This is a genomic window from Halomonas beimenensis (genome assembly GCF_002549795.1).
Taxonomy (GTDB): Bacteria; Pseudomonadota; Gammaproteobacteria; order Pseudomonadales; family Halomonadaceae; genus Halomonas; species Halomonas beimenensis.
The window spans coordinates 625,105-640,979 of the sequence record NZ_CP021435.1 but is presented as its reverse complement, the minus strand read 5'-3'; the positions used below and the strand labels follow the sequence as shown (position 1 = coordinate 640,979).

At 69.0% G+C, this 15,875-nt stretch carries 9 protein-coding genes; 4 read left to right on the top strand and 5 right to left on the bottom strand.

Going from position 1 to position 15,875, the window contains the following annotated elements; translation table 11 throughout:
* Positions 1–42: 42 nt before the first annotated feature.
* Positions 43–729 carry a hypothetical protein gene (locus tag BEI_RS03020; protein ID WP_097788120.1) on the top strand — a complete coding sequence of 229 codons (687 nt, stop codon included), beginning with the start codon at positions 43–45 and terminating at the stop codon, positions 727–729.
* 19 nt (positions 730–748) lie between these two features.
* Here the strand turns inward: BEI_RS03020 and BEI_RS03015 are convergent, their stop codons facing one another.
* Positions 749–1,879, bottom strand: a complete 1,131-nt coding sequence (locus tag BEI_RS03015) for a zinc-dependent alcohol dehydrogenase family protein (RefSeq protein ID WP_097788119.1) — start codon at positions 1,877–1,879, stop codon at positions 749–751.
* A 70-nt stretch (positions 1,880–1,949) separates the two neighbouring features.
* Complete coding sequence (locus BEI_RS03010) at positions 1,950–2,537, bottom strand: peroxidase-related enzyme (RefSeq protein ID WP_097788118.1); 588 nt, start codon at positions 2,535–2,537, stop codon at positions 1,950–1,952.
* Between the two features lie 302 nt (positions 2,538–2,839).
* Here BEI_RS03010 and BEI_RS03005 point away from each other — a divergent pair, with 302 nt between their 5' ends.
* Entirely contained in the window at positions 2,840–4,552 is a 1,713-nt protein-coding gene (locus tag BEI_RS03005; protein WP_097788117.1) for a DEAD/DEAH box helicase family protein, read from the top strand.
* A gap of 49 nt (positions 4,553–4,601) precedes the next feature.
* Here BEI_RS03005 and BEI_RS03000 read toward each other — a convergent pair whose 3' ends face one another.
* Entirely contained in the window at positions 4,602–6,101 is a 1,500-nt protein-coding gene (locus BEI_RS03000; RefSeq protein WP_097788116.1) for a CoA-acylating methylmalonate-semialdehyde dehydrogenase, read from the bottom strand.
* Positions 6,102–6,275: 174 nt separating this feature from the next.
* Here BEI_RS03000 and BEI_RS02995 point away from each other — a divergent pair, with 174 nt between their 5' ends.
* Positions 6,276–7,220, top strand: a complete 945-nt coding sequence (locus BEI_RS02995) for a LysR family transcriptional regulator (RefSeq protein ID WP_097788115.1) — start codon at positions 6,276–6,278, stop codon at positions 7,218–7,220.
* A gap of 245 nt (positions 7,221–7,465) precedes the next feature.
* Positions 7,466–9,649, top strand: a complete 2,184-nt coding sequence (gene katG, locus BEI_RS02990; protein WP_097788114.1) for a catalase/peroxidase HPI — start codon at positions 7,466–7,468, stop codon at positions 9,647–9,649.
* Between the two features lie 112 nt (positions 9,650–9,761).
* Here katG and BEI_RS02985 read toward each other — a convergent pair whose 3' ends face one another.
* Both BEI_RS02985 and BEI_RS02980 read right to left on the bottom strand, forming a co-directional pair.
* Complete coding sequence (locus tag BEI_RS02985; protein WP_097788113.1) at positions 9,762–11,240, bottom strand: protein adenylyltransferase SelO; 1,479 nt, start codon at positions 11,238–11,240, stop codon at positions 9,762–9,764.
* 323 nt (positions 11,241–11,563) lie between these two features.
* Entirely contained in the window at positions 11,564–15,874 is a 4,311-nt protein-coding gene (locus BEI_RS02980) for a PAS-domain containing protein (RefSeq protein WP_097788112.1), read from the bottom strand.
* Position 15,875: the final 1 nt, after the last annotated feature.

Genomic DNA, 15,875 nt, shown 5'->3' with positions numbered 1-15,875 from the left:
TCGACCACCGAATTCGAACGCCTTCACGCCGGGATCCCCGCCATGCCATTTACCGAAGCCAAGGAACACGCCCCCGGGCGCCTGCATCAGATCTTCGCCGAGCCCTACTCCGCCTTCGACAACCTGGTCGGCGAACGCTTGCTTCACCTGCGGGTGGCCCTGCAGGCCCTGCTCGCGGCCACGATGCGCGAGGGCCGCCTGACCCTCAGGGTGATCCACGGTTGGGAGAACGGCAGCTTCGCCCCCCAGGACCTGGTGCACAGCGACCACCGGCTGGCCGACCTGGGCGACTTCCGTGCCGTGGCCGAGCGTTACCATCGGGCCGCCGAGGCGTTGGAGGCGCTGCCCCGGGACGCGGCCTCCCTGCTGGCCACGTCGCTCGACCAGGCGATCGCCGCGGCCGAGGCCGCGGGCCAGGCGATCGCCGCCGAGACCCGGGAGATTCCCGCCCGCTGGCCCGCCTTCCCCGGCGGGCTCAGCCTCTACACCTTCTTCAAGGTCTACCATCGCCTGACCTATGGCGAGGACGACGCCTACCGCTCGATCCGCTGCGAGACGCCTGAGGGCCTGCGGGAGATTCACGAGTTCCATCTGGAGGAAGGCGAGTTCGCCATCGTCATCCCCGCCGACGGCGGAAGCGACGAGAACCTCGACAGCGTGCTGATCCTCCACGAAAGCCAGCTGGAGCCGGTGCAGGCGCTGCTCGAGGACAGCCTGGCCGGCGCCTGAGGCGCCGGCCAGGCGGCGATCAGGGGAAGGCGACCACCTGGCGAATGGCCTTGCCGGCGGCCAGCGCCTCGAAGCCCTCGTTGATCTCGTCGAGGGACAGGACCCGGGTGAGCAGGCGATCCACCGGCAGCTTGCCCTGGCGGAACAGGCCCACATAGCGCTCGACGTCGCGCACCGGCACGCAGCTGCCCACATAGCTGCCCCGCAGGGTGCGCTCCTCGGCCACCAGGCTGACCTGGGGGATGGCCAGCTTGCGTTCGGGATGGGCGAGGCCGCCGGTGACGGTCAGCCCGCCCCGCCGGGTGATGCGGTAGGCGAACTCCAGCGCCTTCTCCGAACCGGCCATCTCGATGGCCACGTCCACGCCCCCGCCGGTGGCCTCGCGCACGCGCTCCGCGGCATCCGGGGCGGCGCTGTTGACGGCGTGGGTGGCACCCAGGGATTCGGCCAGGGCCAGCTTGTCGTCGTCCAGGTCCAGGGCCACCACCTCGCCGGCTCCGGCCACCAGCGCGCCGAGCACCGCGTTCAGGCCCACGCCGCCGAGCCCCACCACGGCCACCGACTGGCTGGCGCGGATGCCCGCCGAGTTGATGGCCGCCCCGACGCCGGTGAGCACCGCACAGCCGAACAGGGCCGCATGCTCGAACGGCAGGCGCGGGTCGATCCGCACCAGGGAGTCCCGGGATACCACGGCATGATCGGCGAAGGCGGACACGCCGAGGTGATGGTTCACGGGCGTGCCGTCGGCGCGATGCAGGCGGTGCTCGCCGCTCACCAGGGTCCCCGCGTTGTTGGCCGCGTTGCCCGGCTCGCACAGCGCCGGGCGACCCTCGGCGCAGGGCCGGCAGTGGCCGCAGCTCGGCACGAAGACGGCCACCACGTGATCGCCTTCGACCAGGTCGGTCACCCCGGCCCCCACCGCCTTGACCACCCCGGCGGCCTCGTGACCGAGCGCCATGGGCACCGGGCGCGGGCGGTTGCCGTCGATCACCGACAGGTCCGAGTGGCAGAGGCCGGCCGCCCTGATCTGCACCAGCACCTCCCGATCGCCGGGCGGCTCCAGTTCCAGTTCCTCGATCGCCAGGGGGCGGCTGCGGTCGTAGGGACGCTCGGCCCCGATGGCCTGGAGGACGGCGGCTCGTATCTTCATGGGGTTGGCTCCTGTCGCGGGGCCCGGTCGCCCGGGCGAAGAGGGGGTCGATCGATGAGTTGTCAGGCCTTCAGCCTTCCCGGGGCACGCGCCCCATCAGGTAGAACTCCTCGTTGGGCGGGGTGGCGGTCAGCGTCACCAGGCGATTGGAGAGACCGAAGAAGGCGGCGATGGCGCCGATGTCCCAGATGTCCTCCCGGGTGAAGCCGACCGCCTTCAGCCGCTGCTCCCAGTCATCGGTCAACTCGCCGACCTCCAGGCCGCAGTGCAGGGCGAAATCGAGCATCACCCGGTGGCGCTCGCCGAGGGGCGCGGTGCGGTGGTTGACCGCCACCTGGTCGGCCAGCAGCGGGTCCTTGCCGTAGATGCGCACCAGGGCGCCGTGGGCCACCACGCAGTAGAGGCAGCGGTTGCGGGCGCTGGTGGCCACCACGATCATTTCCTTCTCGGCCTTGGTCAGGGTGTCGGACTCCCGCTCCATCAGGGCGTCGTGATAGGCGAAGAAGGCCCGGAACTCCGCCGGGCGATGCGCCAGCATCAGGAAGACATTGGGCACGAAGCCGGCCTTCTCCTGGACGGCGAGGATGGCGTCGCGGATGTCGGCGGGCAGGTCCTCGAGGGAGTCGGGGACGGGAAAACGGCTGATCGGGGAGGTCATGGTAGCTCCTGGCGTCGTGGGTCTTGTCGAAGAGCGATCAGCTACAGCTAACGTCAACGTCAACCGCCTTGTCCAGCGGCATCGACCAAAGGACGGCGGCCTTTCCCCGCTCGCCGGAGGATTGCCCCAGAAGGCGGGGTCCATCACTATCACGGCATAGGCAGCGGCCCTCCTTTTCCCGACCAGGGGCCAGGCCATTCACGACGGGCCAGGGCACTCCCCCACGTCGTTGAGGCGCCAGGATCGCCCGTCACGCGTTTCGTCGAGCCCCGCCACCACACAACCTGCAGGGTCTTTTCGCTATGCCCGATCGAGCCGATCTCGAGTTCTCGGCGTGGAACCCCGGCCTGGAGGCCGACCTGCCCAGGCGTTACCAGCCCCTGGAGACGATTCATGACACGGCCAACGTCTACTCCCGCCTCGCCGACATCCCCGAGCTGAAGGCGCTGACCGGCCTCGCCGAGGAGGAACTGGTCGCGTTCCGAGCGGAGCGCCTGGTCCTGCATGAGCTGATCGTGCAGGTGACGGCCGATGTCGTGGTCGTCGAGGGGGAAGAGGAAGAGCGGCTGGGGCAGCACTTTCGCGGCATCGCCCTCAGGATCCTGTCCGAGTACCTCGTGCCCCACCTGCCGACCCTGCGCCAGGAATATGACCGGCTGCACGACGAGATTCACGGCCGGGTGGGGGAGATCCTCGACGCGGCCTTCGCTCCGGAACCGGCGGAGGTCGAGCCCGAGCCTGTGTCTCTGCTGTCCCGGTGGTTGGGCAGACGGCGTCCTCCGCGACCGCAGCCGGAGGCTCGGTCCATCGAGGAACGCCACCAGGACGTGATCCGGGGCCTCAAGGAAACGGGGCTGGCCGCCCGGGCCGAGCGGGAGCGGGCCGTCTACAAGAGCGCCTACCGCGTCCTGAACGCCATCGCCAGCCGCCAGGGCCATATCGGGGTGGACCGGGAGCTGTTGACGAGGTTGATCACCCGGCATGCGTGCAACGACTTCGGCAGCCGCCACCTCGGCCGGAAGATCGCCCCCCATGTCGCGCGGGCCATGGACGTCGAGGGCTACGCCCGGCTTCCCTGTGCCAGGCAGCCGATCCTGATCAGTCTCAAGGGGGCCTCGGCGGCCGGCAAGAGCTCGCTGCGCCCCCTGCTGAAGGACACCCTGCGGGACCTGGGCATCCAGTCCGATCAATACGGCACCGTCTCCCCCGACATCTGGCGCCGCCTGCTGCTCGACTACGAGGCCCTGGGCGATGCCTACAAGTATGCCGGGCGCCTGGCCGGCAAGGAGGTCAAGCTCATCGATGCCAAGCTCGACCGCTACATCCGCGACAAGGCCCGGCGCGACCGCTCCATCCCGAACCTGCTGATCGACCGGTTCCGGTTCGACAGCTTCTCCCTGGATCAGGTACCGCGGCTCCTGGATGCCACCTATGCCAGATACGTCGACACCATGTACCTCTACTTCATCGTCACCCCGCCGGAGGCGACGGTGGAACGCGGCTGGGAGCGCGGCCTGACGCGGGGGCGCTACAAGGCGGTGGAGGACTTCCTCGGGCACTGCGTGGAGGCCTACGACGGCATGCCCAAGCTGCTCTTCAAGTGGCTGGACAGCCCACAACCCCGGCTCGAGTACTTCTTCCTGGACAACAGTGTCCCCAAGCACACCCCGCCGACGACCATCGCCTACGGCAACCGTGATGTCCTCCACATCCTGGCTCCCCTGGGCCTGGTCGACATCGACCGCTTCAAGAAGATCAACACCCGGGCGACACGCCCGGCGGAGGTCTATCCCGACGACGATACCCTGTCGATCGGCAGGAACTGTGCCTTCCTCAAGCGATGCCTCGCCAGGTTGCCGGAGGTCCGCTTCGTCGACGCGGCGACCGGCCAGCCGTACCTGCGCGTCTCGGCGGGCCGCTTCTCGGTCGTGGACCCGGTCCTCCTCCAGGCTCAGCGGGAAGACCCGGAACTCGCGGAACTGTTCGCCACCCTCGGGGTGCCCGAGCATCAATGAAACGGCCCCGCCTCTCTCGAGACGGGGCCGCGGTCATCGCCGGCAGAGGTCAGTGCAGCGAGATGGTGCTGTTGATGCCGCTGGAGACGTTCTCGGGCTCGAACCAGCGAGCGGTAACCGTCTTGGTCTGGGTCCAGAACTGGATGGCCTGCTTGCCGTTGGGGCCCAGGTCGCCCAGCTTGGAGGCCCGGGAGCCTGTGAAGCTGAAGTAGGCCACCGGCACCGGGATCGGCACGTTGATGCCCACCTGGCCGACGTCGATGTCGGTCTCGAAGCGACGCGCCACCCAGCCGGAGTTGGTGAAGATGGAGGTGCCGTTGCCGTTGGGATTGGCGTTGATGAAGTCGATGGCCTCGTCCAGGGTGTCGACGCTCACCACGCACAGCACCGGCCCGAAGATCTCCTCACGATAGATGGTCATCTCGGGGGTCACCTCACTGAACAGGGTCGGCCCGACGAAGTTGCCGTCCGGGTAGCCCTCGACCTGGCAACCGCGACCGTCGACCAGCAGCTTGGCGCCCTCCTGCTCGCCGGTGGCGATCAGACCCTCGACCCTCTCCTTGGCGGCCGGGGAGACCAGCGGGCCGAGATCGGCGTCACGCTGGGTGCCGGGGCCCACCTTCATGTTGCGGGCACCCTCGACCAGATCGTCGAGCCACTCGCGGGCCTCGCCCACCAGCACCACCACGGAGTTGGCCATGCAGCGCTGGCCGGCGGCGCCGAAGGCCGAGCCCAGCAGGTTGTTGATGGCCTGGCTGCGATTGGCGTCCGGCATCACCACGCAATGGTTCTTGGCCCCCATCATCGACTGCATGCGCTTGCCGGCCTCGGAGGCGCGGCGATACAGCTGGGTGCCCACATGGGTGGAGCCGATGAAGGACAGCGCCTTGATGTCCGGGTGGTCGGCGATGTGGTTGGCCACGTCCGGGCCGCCGTGCACCACGTTGAGCACGCCCGCCGGTACGCCGGCCTCGTGGGCCAGTTCCACCAGGCGCATGGTCGAGCTCGGATCCTGCTCGGAGGGCTTGAGCACGAAGGTATTGCCGGTGGCGATGGCCAGCGGGAACATGAAGCAGGGCAGCATGATCGGGAAGTTGAAGGCGGTGATGCCCGCCCCCACGCCCAGCGGCTGGTTGAGGGTGTAGACGTCCACCTCGTTGGCAGCGTTCTCGGCCAGCTCGCCGAGCTGCAGCGAGGTGATCGAGCAGGCGTGCTCGACCACTTCCAGGCCGCGACCCACCTCGCCCTCGGCGTCCGGCAGGGTCTTGCCGTGCTCCTCGGTGATCAGCGCCGCGAGCTCGCCGGTGTGCTCGCGGATCAACGCCTGAAGCTTGAGCATGATGCGCATGCGCTTGGCCAGCGGCACCTTGCGCCAGGTCTTGAACGCCTCCTGGGCGCTGGCCACGGCGCGGTCGACCTCCTCGAGGGTGCAGAAGGGCACCCGGGCGACCACCTTCTGGGTGGCCGGGTTGACCACGTCACGCCACTCCTGGCTCTGGGACGGCACCTGCTGGCCGTCGAGGTACATCGGAATCTCGCGAACGGACATGGGCATGCTCCTGTACATCTTGTGGTTGTGGGAAGGCCGGGTTCGACTTTGTGTGCATATCGGCAAGACGCCTGATAGTTTCGAGTCTATCCAGACCCAGGATGGCCCGACAACGGGCACTCGGGCACATTGTTTGTGCAAAATTTCACAACCAGCATCCCGCGGGAGGCCCTCATGACGCTGGATTGGCAGGATATCCAGATCTTCCTCGAGGTGGCCCGCAGCGAGCGCCTGACCGACGCCGCCCGGCGCCTGGGCCTCGACCACTCCACCCTCTCCCGGCGCACCCGGCGCTTCGAGCAGCGCCTGAACACCCAGCTGTTCGAGCGCAGCACCCACGGCTATCACCTCACCGAGGCCGGCCAGCAGTTGCTCGCCCATGCCGAGGAGATGGCCCGCCATGCCTTCGAGGCCGGCGAGAGCCTCACCGACAAGAACCATCAGATCGGCGGTCAGATCCGCCTGGGCGTCACCGAGGGATTCGGCACCTGGGTCATCGCCCCGCTGCTGTCGGCCTTCTGCGCGCGGCATCCCGGCGTCACCCTGGACCTGCTCGCCCTGCCCCGGGTGGTCAACCTGAGCCGCCACGAGGCGGACCTGGCGATCACCATCGAGCGCCCGGTCAGCCCGGGCCTGGTGACCTCGCGGCTGTGCGACTACCGGCTGCGCCTCTACGGCCATCGCGCCTACCTCGCCCGCCACGGTACCCCGACCCGGGTCGCCGAACTGGGCCGCCACCGGCTGATCGGCTACGTCGATGACCTGATCTTCAGCGAGCAGCTGAGCTACCTGGATCCGTTGCTGGACCCGGCGGTGGTGGGCCATCCCGGGCCCCACTTCGCCATGCGCAGCACCAGCGTGACCACCCAGCATGCCGCCGCCCTGAGCGGCGCGGGGCTGGCCATCCTGCCCTGCTTCATGGCGAGCGGCTCGGACGGCCTGAAGACGGTCCTGGATGACCGGGTGGAGGTGGTGCGCCAGTTCTGGATCACCGCCCGTCAGGAGCAGCGGCGACTGGCTCGGGTGCGGCTGCTCTGGGACTTCCTGCGCGAGGCGCTGGACGCCAACCGCGGCTTCCTGATGGGGGAGACGCCCCACCTGGCCATCCCCGAGGCGTAGCTTGCGGATGCGTCGGCACGGCTATATCACCATTCATTGATAAACTTTCGCTATCGCTTCCTTCAACAAAGCATAATGGCGACCTCTCCACCAGCCTCTTAAGTTGATAGACAGGACGCGAGAAGGCCGCCACCGATGACCGATCGACGCAGATTGATCGAACACGCTGTCGGAGCCGGCCTTTCTCATCTATGACTAGTGAGGCACCGCTTGGGTGGCCATGACGAGAAGGAGTGGAGACAGCGATGAGCGACCAGCAAAGCAGCGCGGGTAAATGCCCGATCATGCATGGGGGCAGCACCGCCACGGGCCACTCCAACCTGGAGTGGTGGCCGGAGGCATTGAACCTCGACATCCTCCACCAGCACGATCGCAAGACCGACCCGATGGGCGAGGATTTCGACTATCGCCAGGAGGTCAGGAAGCTCGACTTCGACGCCCTCAAGCAGGACCTGCAGGCCCTGATGACCGACAGCCAGGAGTGGTGGCCGGCCGACTGGGGTCATTACGGCGGCCTGATGATCCGCATGGCCTGGCACGCGGCCGGGACCTATCGCATCGCCGACGGCCGCGGCGGCGCCGGCACCGGCAACCAGCGCTTCGCTCCCATCAATTCCTGGCCGGACAACGGTAACCTGGACAAGGCGCGTCGCCTGCTGTGGCCGATCAAGCAGAAGTACGGCAACAAGCTCAGCTGGGCCGATCTGTTCATCCTGGCCGGCAACGTGGCCTACGAGTCCATGGGCTTCAAGACCTTCGGCTTCTCCTTCGGCCGCGAGGACATCTGGCACCCCGAGAAGGACATCTACTGGGGCGCCGAGAAGGAATGGCTGGCGCCCTCGGACACTCGCTACGAGAACGTCGACAAGCCCGACACCATGGAGAACCCGCTGGCCGCGGTGCAGATGGGCCTGATCTACGTGAACCCCGAGGGCGTCAACGGCAACCCCGACCCGCTCAAGAGCGCCGAGCAGGTTCGCGAGACCTTCAAGCGCATGGCCATGAACGACGAGGAGACCGCGGCGCTGACCGCCGGCGGCCATACCGTCGGCAAGACCCATGGCAACGGCGACGCCGAGGCTCTCGGGCCGGAGCCGGAAGGGGCCGATGTCGAGGCACAGGGCTTCGGCTGGCTCAATCCCAACATGCAGGGCAAGGCCGCCAATGCGGTGACCTCCGGCCTCGAAGGGGCCTGGACCCGGGAGCCGACGAAGTTCGACATGGGCTACTTCGAGATGCTGTTCGGCCATGAGTGGGAGCTCAAGAAGAGCCCTGCCGGCGCCAATCAGTGGGAGCCCGTCGACATCAAGGAGGAGGACAAGCCGGTCGACCCCACCGACCCCTCCATTCGCCATAACCCGATGATGACCGATGCGGACATGGCGATGAAGATGGACCCGTCCTACCGGGCCTACTGCGAGAAGTTCATGAAGGATCCCGATTACTTCAAGGACTGCTTTGCTCGCGCCTGGTTCAAGCTGACCCACCGCGACATGGGGCCGAAGTCGCGCTACATCGGCCCGGAAGTGCCGGACGAGGACCTGATCTGGCAGGACCCGGTGCCGGCCGGCAGCACCGACTACTCCATCGAGGTGGCCAAGCGGAAGATCGCCGAGAGCGACCTCTCCATCGGCGAGATGGTCGCCACCGCCTGGGACAGTGCCCGCACCTTCCGCGGCTCCGACATGCGCGGCGGCGCCAACGGCGCGCGTATCCGCCTGGCCCCGCAGAAGGACTGGGAAGGCAATGAGCCCGAGCGGCTCGCCAGGGTGCTGGCGGTGTACGAGCGGATCGCCGCCGAGACCGGCGCCAGCGTGGCCGACCTCATCGTGCTCGGCGGCAGCGTGGGCATCGAACGAGCCGCGAAGGCCGCCGGCCACGACATCCTGGTGCCCTTCCTCCCGGGGCGCGGCGACGCCACCGACGCCATGACCGATGCCGACTCCTTCCAGTACCTGGAGCCGCTGGCCGATGGCTTCCGCAACTGGCAGAAGCAGGATTACGTGGTCAAGCCGGAGGAGCTGCTGCTCGACCGCGCCCAGCTGATGGGCCTGACCGCTCCCGAGATGACCGTGCTGATCGGCGGCATGCGGGTGCTGGGCACCAACCACGGCGGCACCCGCCACGGCGTGTTCACCGACCGGGAGGGCCAGTTGACCAACGACTTCTTCGTCAACCTGACCGACATGGGCAACGCCTGGAAGCCGGTGGGCAACGACCGCTACGAGGTTCGGGACCGCAGGACCGACGCGGTGAAGTGGACCGCCAACCGCATCGACCTGGTGTTCGGCTCCAACTCCATCCTGCGCTCCTACGCCGAGGTGTACGCCCAGGACGACAACCGGGAGAAGTTCGTCCAGGACTTCGTGAAGGCCTGGACCAAGGTGATGAACGCCGACCGCTTCGACGTGGAGAAGCTGCAGCAGTGATCGCGGCATGGGTCGGACTCGACGGGTCCGACGCACGAAGCGAGACGCCCGGGCAAGCCCGGGCGTCTTCCTTGGGTGGGCGGCAAGGCCCGAGCGGGAGCCTGCCGGCCCCTCAGGTGCCGCAGAAGGTCCGCAGCACCTTCTCGCCGTCCCGTGGCGGGCGCATGTAGTCGACCTCGCCGGCGGGTTCCTCGAAGGGCCGGGTCAACGCCGCCAGCAGGGCCTCGAAGGGCCCGAAGTCGTCATGCTCGGCGGCCGCCGCCAGGGCCTGCTCCACCCGGTGGTTGCGGGGAATCACCGCCGGATTGGCGGCGCGCAGGCGGCGCGCCAGCCCGGTGGCATCGACGCTCTCCCTGGAGAGCCGCTCCCGCCAGCGGGGCAGCCAGGCATCCAGGGCCTCGCGGTCATCGAAGAGCTCGGCCAGCCGGGCCTCGTCCTCCGGGCCTTCCAGGACGTCGGCCAACCGGCGGAAGGCCAGGGTGAAGTCGGCGCGGCCGGCCTGCATGGCATCCAGCAGCCCCTGGGCGAGCGCGCCGTCGCCTGGCGCCTCGACCGCCAGCCCCAGCTTGGCACGCATCACGCCCCGCCACTCGGCCTCGAAACGCTCGGTGAAGCCCTCGATCAGCGGGGTCGCCTGCTCGATGGCGCGCTCGGTGTCGTCGTCGATCAGCCCCAGCAGGGTCTCGGCGAAGCGGGCCAGGTTCCACTGGGCGATGACCGGCTGGTTGACGTAGGCATAGCGGCCGCGCTCGTCGATGGAACTGAACACCGTGCGCGGGTCGAAGGCGTCCATGAAGGCGCAGGGGCCGTAGTCGATGGTCTCGCCGGAGATCGCCGTGTTGTCGGTGTTCATCACCCCGTGGATGAAGCCGACCCCCATCCAGCGCGCCACCAGCTCAGCCTGGCGCCCCACCACCGCCTCGAGCAGCCCCAGGTAGCGCTCACCTCCCTCGTGGCCGGCGAGTGCCGGGTAGTGGCGCTCGATGGCCTCCTCGGCCAGCAGCCGGAGCGCTTCCGTGTCGCGGCGAGCGGCGAAGTACTGGAAGGTCCCCACCCGCAGGTGGCTGGCGGCCACCCGGGTCAGCACGGCCCCGGGCTCGGGAATCCGGCGGAAGACCCGCTCGCCGGTGGTCACCGCGGCCAGGGCCCGGGTGGTGGGGATGCCCAGGGCGTGCATGGCCTCGCTGATCAGGTACTCGCGCAGCACCGGCCCCAGCGGCGCACGGCCGTCGCCGCCCCGGGAGAAGGGGGTACGCCCCGAGCCCTTGAGCTGGAGGTCGCGCACCCGACCCTGACGGTCGATCACCTCGCCCAGCAGCAGAGCCCGCCCGTCACCGAGCTGGGGCACGAAGGTGCCGAACTGGTGGCCGGCATAGGCCATGGCGACGGGGTCGGCCCCCTCGGGCACGGCATTGCCGGCGAGCACCTCGGCGGCGTGGTCGGCCTCGAAGGCCTCGAGGTCGAAGCCGAGCTCGGCGGCCAGGGGCCGGTTGAAGGCCACCAGCCGAGGATGCTCGACCGGCGTCGGCAGGCACTCGGCTCGCAGCCGGTCCGGGAAGCGGGCGTAGCGCAGGGTGAAGGTGGGAAACATGGCGCCTCCTGTGGTCGGGCTCGCCTACCCTACAGGGACAGGCAACGGCGGCCAACATTCCCCCATCGCTCATTCCTGCTCACCGTGAGCGTTGTCGCTCGGGGCTAATCCGACGACAGGTCTGCGAGGGGGCGCTGTGAACCCCTCCCTGGGCGCTACCGACGCCCTGCGGCGCTCTCGCTCCCTGCTTCGCTTGCAGGACCAGTGCTGGCCATCCCTGGCCAGCCCGTTCGGAGCAGTGCTCCTCACCCTTGGCGTAGGACCCCCTCTACGACCTGTCCCCGGCGCCCCTCGCCAGCCCCAACGGCGATTGCCCTGGTCGCTCATTCCTGCTCGCCGCGGCGGGCCGCCTCCAGCGCCGGGGTCAGCTCGTCCAGGCGCTCCGCCAGGGTGTCCCGGGCCTCGCCGGCACGGGCCAGGTCGCCGGCCTTGGCCAGGGCCTCGAGATGCTGGGCAGCCTCCCCCGCCGCCAGGCCGCCCACCACCCGGGCCGAGCCCTTGAGGGTATGGGCGGCACGCCGCAGGTCGCGGGCCTCGCCGGCGGCCAGGGCGGCGTCGATCTCCGTCATCAGCCGTGGCGCCTCCTCCAGGAACATCTCGACCATCTCGTCGAGCAGCTCGCGATTGCCGTCCAGGGCGTCCAGAGCGGCCTGCCAGTCCAGGCACGGCGTCGTGCCTCGGTCTTGACTCGGCACGTCCACGGGCGGCGCCTCCTCCGGGGATGATGCGACGGCCGACGGGAGAGCCCCTTCCTCGGCCCGCTCCACCGCCGCATAGAGCTCGGAGGCCCGGAAGGGCTTGGAGACGAAATCGTCCATGCCGGCCTCCAGGCAATGCTCGCGATCCTCCTTGGTGGCACTGGCGGTCATGGCGACGATCGGCAGGCGGTGGCCCGTTCCCGCCTCCGCCTCGCGGATCGTCCGGGAGGCCTCCAGGCCATCCATCACCGGCATATGGATGTCCATCAACACCACATCGAAGTCCCGGCGCTCGACCGCCTCGACGGCCTCGCGGCCGTTCTCCGCCAGGACCACCTCGTGCCCCCGTTGCCGCAACAGGTCGGAGGCAACCTTCTGGTTGGTGAGCCCATCCTCGACCAGCAGCACGCAGCGGGGCGTCACCGCACTCGGGGAGGCGGTCGCCCTGCCCCCGCCCACGGCATCACCGCCGAGGGCCTCCCCGATGGCATCGAGCAGGGCCGATTGCTTGACGGGCTTGAGCAGCAGGCGCGAGACGCCCAGTTGCCGGCGGCGGGCCAGGTCCCCGGAGCGCCCGCCCGAGGACAGCATCAGGATGGGCATGGCGGCATGGGGGGGATGCGCCCGGATGCGCTCGGCCAGTTCGAGACCGTCCATTCGCGGCATCATCATGTCGAGCAGGGCCAGGGGGAAACGCTCGCCTTCCTCCTCCGCCCGCTCGATCGTCTCCAGGGCCTCGCGGCCGCCGGCCACGCACTCCGGATGCATGCCCCAGCTGGTGAGGATCTCGTCGAGGATCCGCCGGTTGGTGGCGTTGTCGTCCACCACCAGCACCCGCAGTCCCTGCAGCCCCGGGGGCGAGGCCGGGGCCTCCAGGCCATCCTCGGGAATCCCCAGGGCGATGGTGAAGGCGAAGCGGCTGCCCTGGCCGCCCGGCCCGGCCCCGACGTCGATGCGTCCGCCCATCATCTCCACCAGTTGGGCGGCGATCGACAGTCCCAGGCCCGTTCCCCCGCTCTGGCGCGTGGTGGAGGTGTCGGCCTGGCCGAAGGCCTCGAAGATGCGGCGGCGCTTTTCCTCGGGAATGCCGATCCCGGTGTCCAGGATCTCGAAGGCCAGCCGTGCGTGTTCCTCGTCGAGGGAGACCAGCCGGAGGTCGACGACCACCTCACCCTGCTCGGTGAACTTGATGGCATTGCCGACCAGGTTGACGATCACCTGACGCAGGCGGATCGGATCGCCGAGCACCCGGTCGGGAATCCCCGGCGGGATGTGCACGGCCAGCTCCAGCCCCTTGTCGGCGGCATGCAGCGACAGGGTCTGGAGGGTATCGCTCAGGGTGTCGCGAAGGTGGAAAGGGGCGGCCTCCAGCTCCAGCCGCCCCGCCTCGATCTTCGAGAAGTCGAGGATGTTGTTGATCAACCCCAGGAGGGTGTCGGCGGACTTGTGGATGAGCTCCACGTACTCCGCCTGCTGTTCGCTGAGCTCGGTGCGCTCCAGCAGTTCGGTGACCCCGATCACCCCGTTCATGGGGGTGCGGATCTCGTGGCTCATGTTGGCCAGGAACTCGCCCTTGGCCTGGCTGGCCTGCTCCGCCTCGTCGCGGGCGCGACGCAGTTCGTGCTGGGAGCGCTCGAGCTGCTCAGTGGTGGCCTGCAACTCCGCGGTGCGCTCGGCGACCAGTTCTTCCAGGTGATGGCGATGGTGCTCCAGCTCGGTGACGTCCGAGTAGACGGCGACATGGTCCCCATCCCGGGTGATGTGCTCGCTGATCTGCACGCAGACCCCGTCGAAGCGGGTAAACTGGTAGGGCCCGGACGGATGACGATGCTGCGCGAGCCGGTCGGCGATGTATGCCTCCCCGGAGGCGTAGTCCTGTGGCGTCATGCCCCGCTCGACCACGGCCTTGAGCAGGTCCTCGAAGCGCAGTCCGGGCTCGACCACGTCCCCGGGCGTGACGAAATGCTCCTTGAAGCGAGAGTTGTAGAGCACCAGCCGATCCTCGGCGTCGAACAGGGCGAAGCCCTCGGCGATGGACTCCAGGGCCTCGGTCAGCTGGGCATGGGCCGCCTCCGCCCGGGCCTGGGCCTGTTCGGTCAACGCCACCTGCTCCTCGAGGCTCTCCTGCTGCCGCTCGAGTTCGCTGATGTCGATGTAGACGCTGACCACCCCGCCTTCCCGGGTCCGGTGCTCGCTGACCAGCTGGCGGATGTCATCGTGGCGGCGAATCCTGAGGGGCTCCCCCGGGTTGCGATGGCGCTCGAGGCGCCAGGCCACCCACTCCTCCATCGTCATGTCGCCGGTGTCGGTGATGCCGAGCTCCACCGCCTTGCGGACCAGGTCCTTGTAGTACATGCCCAGGTGCACCATGCCGGGGATGCCCGCGAAGAAGTCGCGGAACTTGCGGTTGTACATCACCAGGCGATCCTCGGCGTCGTAGAGGGTGAAGCCCTCGGGGATCGCTTCCAGGGCCTCGGTGAGCCGTTGATGGGCCGCCTCGGCCCGGGCCTGGGCCTGTTCGGTGAGCGCGACCTGCTTCTCCAGGCGCTCGCGGTTCTGCTCCAGCTCGGTGATGTCGGTGTAGATGGCCGCCACGCCCCCCTGGCGGGTGCGATGCTCGCTGACCCGCATCCACAGGTCGTCCCGGCGGCGGATCTTGAGCGGCGCGCCGGGATGCCGGCGATGCTCCAGCCGCCAGGCGACCCACTCGTCCACCGTCTTGTCGCCGATGTCGATGATCCCCTCGCTCGCCACGGTGCGGATCAGGTCCTCGTAGTGCATGCCCGGCTCGATCATCTCCGGCACGCCGGAGAAGTCGTCGCGGAACTTGGTGTTGAAGGCCACCAGGTCGTCGTTGGCGTCGTAGAGGGTGAATCCCTCGGAGATCGCCTCCAGGGCCTCGCTGAGCCGCTCATGGGCCGCCTCGGCACGCGCCCGCTCGGCCTGGGTGGCCTCCACCTGGGCGGCCAGGGCCTGCTGGGCCTGGCGCTGCTCGGTGATGTCGCTGATGAAGCCCTCGATGGCCTGGAGCTCGCCGGCCTCGTCGAACACGCCGCAGCCCTGTTCCCAAACCCACTTCTCCTCGCCCTCCCGGGGTTGGATCCGGTACTCGACCCGGAAGGGGCGACGGGCCGTGAGGGCCTCCTGGACGGCCCGCCAGAGCGGGGCGCGATCCTCCGGATGGACCAGCTCGGCATAATGGGGATGCCCCGCGATCAATGCCTCCGGAGCGTAGCCGGTCAGTGCCCGGCAGCCCTCGCTGAGGAAGGCCATCGGCCAGTCGGGTTCGTTCGACCCGCGATAGGCCATGCCCGGCAGGTTGGCCATCAGGGTGGCCAGGCGGCGTTCGCTCTCGCTCAGGGCGCGATCGGCCCGTTCCCGCTCGATCACCCGGCCCAGCTGGGTGCCGGTCTGGGCCATCACCTCCATCAGGGCCTCGTCGCGCGCCATGACCCGATCCGAGAAGAACTCCAGGACGGCGACGACCTCGGTGCCGATCAGGACGGGAAAGGCGGCCCCGGCCCGCACCTCGATCGCCGCCTCCTGGTGAGAGCGCCAGAAGTCGGCATCCTGAAACACGTCCTCTATCCAGGCCGGCTCGCCGAGGGCCTGGACGCGCTCGACCAGCCCCCGGGTGGTGGCATGCCAGGGCGTCTCCTCGGTGAGGCGCCGGAAGACCGGGAAGGTCGCGGTATCGTCGGGGTACCAGATCCGGGTCGAGACCAGCTCGCCCGTCGAGGGGGCGGCGAGGTACCAGGCGTGCCCGAGGCGCCAGTCCGTGGCGCGGCACACCTCCCGCAGGGCGACGCGGATCGCGTCATCGACGCAGGTCGCCTCGTTGGCGGCCCGGGTGATGGCCTGAATCAGCCGCAGGAAGGCGGCGGGATCCCTCAGCTCCCCCATCGTGTCCTCGCTACGCCGCGAATCGGCGCTCATC

Coding starts and splice junctions, on each gene's coding strand:
- BEI_RS03020 (WP_097788120.1), top strand. CDS start 43: ATGCCATTTACCGAAGCCAAGGAACACGCCCCCGGGCGCCTGCATCAG.
- BEI_RS03015 (WP_097788119.1), bottom strand. CDS start 1,879: ATGAAGATACGAGCCGCCGTCCTCCAGGCCATCGGGGCCGAGCGTCCC.
- BEI_RS03010 (WP_097788118.1), bottom strand. CDS start 2,537: ATGACCTCCCCGATCAGCCGTTTTCCCGTCCCCGACTCCCTCGAGGAC.
- BEI_RS03005 (WP_097788117.1), top strand. CDS start 2,840: ATGCCCGATCGAGCCGATCTCGAGTTCTCGGCGTGGAACCCCGGCCTG.
- BEI_RS03000 (WP_097788116.1), bottom strand. CDS start 6,101: ATGTCCGTTCGCGAGATTCCGATGTACCTCGACGGCCAGCAGGTGCCG.
- BEI_RS02995 (WP_097788115.1), top strand. CDS start 6,276: ATGACGCTGGATTGGCAGGATATCCAGATCTTCCTCGAGGTGGCCCGC.
- katG (WP_097788114.1), top strand. CDS start 7,466: ATGAGCGACCAGCAAAGCAGCGCGGGTAAATGCCCGATCATGCATGGG.
- BEI_RS02985 (WP_097788113.1), bottom strand. CDS start 11,240: ATGTTTCCCACCTTCACCCTGCGCTACGCCCGCTTCCCGGACCGGCTG.
- BEI_RS02980 (WP_097788112.1), bottom strand. CDS start 15,874: ATGAGCGCCGATTCGCGGCGTAGCGAGGACACGATGGGGGAGCTGAGG.